4 protein-coding genes are annotated in these 2,744 nt (G+C 62.1%); 1 reads left to right on the top strand and 3 read right to left on the bottom strand.

Annotated elements, in window-relative coordinates; genetic code table 11:
- Nucleotides 1-246 (top strand): hypothetical protein (locus Q0J81_RS11015; protein ID WP_294447891.1); only part of this gene is annotated, 246 nt, incomplete at its 5' end.
- On the opposite strand, the gene Q0J81_RS11010 is transcribed toward Q0J81_RS11015, so the two are convergent.
- From Q0J81_RS11010 to Q0J81_RS11000, 3 genes are read right to left on the bottom strand one after another with little or no spacing between them, the layout of a single operon-like run.
- The gene (locus Q0J81_RS11010; RefSeq protein ID WP_294447890.1) at nucleotides 222-1,289 is read right to left on the bottom strand and encodes an LptF/LptG family permease; all 1,068 of its coding nucleotides are present in this window, start codon (nucleotides 1,287-1,289) and stop codon (nucleotides 222-224) included. The genes Q0J81_RS11015 and Q0J81_RS11010 overlap by 25 nt on opposite strands.
- On the bottom strand, nucleotides 1,286-2,458 hold the full coding sequence (lptF, locus tag Q0J81_RS11005) for an LPS export ABC transporter permease LptF (RefSeq protein WP_294447889.1): 1,173 nt from the start codon (nucleotides 2,456-2,458) through the stop codon (nucleotides 1,286-1,288). Before lptF ends, Q0J81_RS11010 begins: the two co-directional genes overlap by 4 nt.
- On the bottom strand, nucleotides 2,455-2,649 hold the full coding sequence (locus Q0J81_RS11000; protein WP_294447888.1) for a hypothetical protein: 195 nt from the start codon (nucleotides 2,647-2,649) through the stop codon (nucleotides 2,455-2,457). The genes lptF and Q0J81_RS11000 overlap by 4 nt, the downstream gene beginning before the upstream one ends.
- Nucleotides 2,650-2,744: the final 95 nt, after the last annotated feature.

Below are 2,744 nucleotides of genomic sequence, written 5' to 3'. Positions count from 1 at the left end.
AGCCTGCCTTCCCGGCATCCGCACGGCACCCGCCGCGCGGCGCAGCCGCAAGACAACTATGGGGGCCCGGGGGAGATTATCTCCCCCGGCGGGGTGCGGGGCGGCGCCCCGCACTGCCTTTCCTGCCTTTCCGGCTCCCTTTTCTCTCCATCTCTCCTGTCCAGACAAAAAAGCGGACCGGCGTCGAGCCGATCCGCGCTGGTTGCGGGTGTGGTGGAAGATCACCGTCGCACGCTGACGAAGTAGAGTCTGGCAGAGGCGATGATGAGGAGCAGCACGTCGGGGCCCCAGGCTGCCATGAATGGGGGCAGTGCGCCGCGCTGGCCGAGGGACTCGCCGAACATGGTAAGGGCGTACATGATGAAGGTACCGGCCATGCTTATGGCCACGGCGATATAGACGTTGGAGAAGCGGGAGACAATGGCCGCGCCGAGCAGCGCCATGACCACGAGGGAAGCGGCGTAGGCGATTTTGCCGTGCCAGACGGTGCGCAGGCCGTCCACGTTGGAGCCTGCGGCGCCGAGCTGGTTTATGGCGTCGCCGAGCTGCCACAGGGGGAGCTGCTGGAGGTTGCTGGTTTCCGTTGAGAAGAAGAGTTCCGGGTTCTGATGCAGGTCGAGGGTGAGGGACGGCAGACTTTCCCGGCGATAGCTGTCGGGATAGAGGCGGACGACGTCGACGGCCGTCCAGCCGTTCTCACTGCCCGTGACCTTCGGGGCGTGAACGATGACGTCCACGTCGGCGTTGCCGTCCCTGACGTGGAAGGCGGAGAATCCCGTACCCGAGCCGTCGGCCCGCAGGGTCTTTATGGACACGGTCCAGCCGTCTTCCATGAACCACACGTCGTCCAGGGTACGATCGTCGAGATCCTTCTTGCGGACTTCCTCCTGCCATATCTGCTGGGAGTAGCGTTCGCCCGCAGCGGCGAGGAACTGGGAACAGCCAAACTGCACGGCTCCCCAGAACACGCCGCAGATGACGAGCGTGACGGCCACGGTGGCGAAGGAAATGCCGCCGGCATGCAGCGCGACGAGTTCACGGCTGTGCCCCATGAGGCAGAGCGTGACCACGGTGGCGAGAAGGAACACGGCAGGCAGGATCTGGGCCACGATGGAAGGCAGTCTCACGCCGAAGTACTGGAGAATGAGACCAATGCCGGAACCGGCTTCAATGAAGATGTCCACGCGTTCCACGAGGTCGGTCAGAAGGTAGATGCCCACGCCGAGGCCCATGATGAGCAGAAGCAGGCGGGCGTGCCGCAGAAAGATGTAACGGAAAAGCAGGCTCATGCCTTATCCTCCTTCTTCTTTTTGCGGCTTCTGCGGGAGTCCCAGTATTCGGTAATGCGCGGCATTCGTTCCTGCGCGGCAAGTCGTATGCCGTATATGCCCAGAAGAAGGAACACGGCATTGGGAACCCACAGACCTATGGCCGGATCAAGGTCTCCGCTCTCGCCGAGGCTTATGCCCAGCATGAGCAGACTGTAGTACATGAGGAACAGCAGCAGGGCCATGAGCACGCCGGTCTGCTGCTTGAGTCCCTGAAACGAGGTGGCGATGGGAATGACGAAGATGCACAGCACCACGCAGGCGATGGGGAAGACGTGGCGCTTGTGACGCTCCACCACGATCTTGCGGGCCATGCGCGGGTCGGTCTTCTGCAGCTCACGTTCGTTCTGCGTGTCGTAGAGTCGCTGCCAGGTATATTCCTTGGGCTTGACCGGGCCCATGTCCACGCCCTGAAACAGGGAATCGAAGCTCAGGCGCACGGCGTATTCCTGAAAGCCCATGATGGAAAGGGAGTTGTCCTTTTCGGTATAGCTGCGGCCGTTCTTGAGCAGGAAGATGAGCTCGCCGTTTTCGTAATCGGCGTCGAGGCTGCCGTCAGGGGCGAGAATGGTCATGGTGGTGTCGGCGGCGCGTCTGTCCTCCACCATGACGCCGGCCATGGTACCGGAGACGGGATCGACCTTGCGGGCAAACATGACCATGTTGGGCACGTCCTTGTTGAACACGCCGGGCTGCACCACCACGCGGGCGCTGCTGCTTGCGATGTCCAGCACTTCGGAGCGGAAGTGTCCCATGCCCCAGGCCTGCCAGTACACGGAGATCCAGAAGCCGAAGAGCGCGCACAGCACGGAAAAGACGAGCGGCGCCGGCAGCATCTGATACAGGCTCACGCCTCCGGCCTTGAGCGCCACGAGTTCCCTGTCGGTGCTCATGCGCAGGAAGGTGAGGAATACGGCGAGCATGCACGCTATGGGGCAGATGATGAGCAGAAAGAACGGACTGAGATATCCGAACAGGCGCAGCGTGTCCCAGATGCTGAGCTCAAGCCCGAGGAGCATGTCGCGAAGCTGCAGGGCCCGGCCCATGAGAATGAACAGAAGAAGAACCGCCATGGACAGAAAGAACGTCTTGGCGTGTTCCAGAAACAGGCGTCGCTGAAGAAGATTCATGCGCAGGCCTCGTCCGTCCTTTGTTCCAGAAGACGCGCGAGCGCCTCCTGATCGAGGGGCGAAAGGTTGAAGCGCGCGCCCGCGCTGTCCAGAAGCTCGGCCGTATCCATGCCGGGGCATTCGCGGCGGCGCTCCACAATGTAGGCAAGAGCGCGGCGGACAAGTTCTTCGTGCTGCATAACCGTGGCCATAGGGATTCTCCACAAGGTCTGTCTTTGATCCACGCGGCGGTGCGCCGCGCCGGAAAACAAGACATGATAACCTGTTTTGCAATCCGGACTGCCGG

This window comes from uncultured Mailhella sp. (assembly GCF_944324575.1).
In the GTDB taxonomy this organism is placed as follows: Bacteria; Desulfobacterota; Desulfovibrionia; order Desulfovibrionales; family Desulfovibrionaceae; genus Mailhella.
The sequence above is the reverse complement of the archived record's forward strand: the minus strand, read 5'-3'. Positions and strand labels throughout refer to the sequence as shown.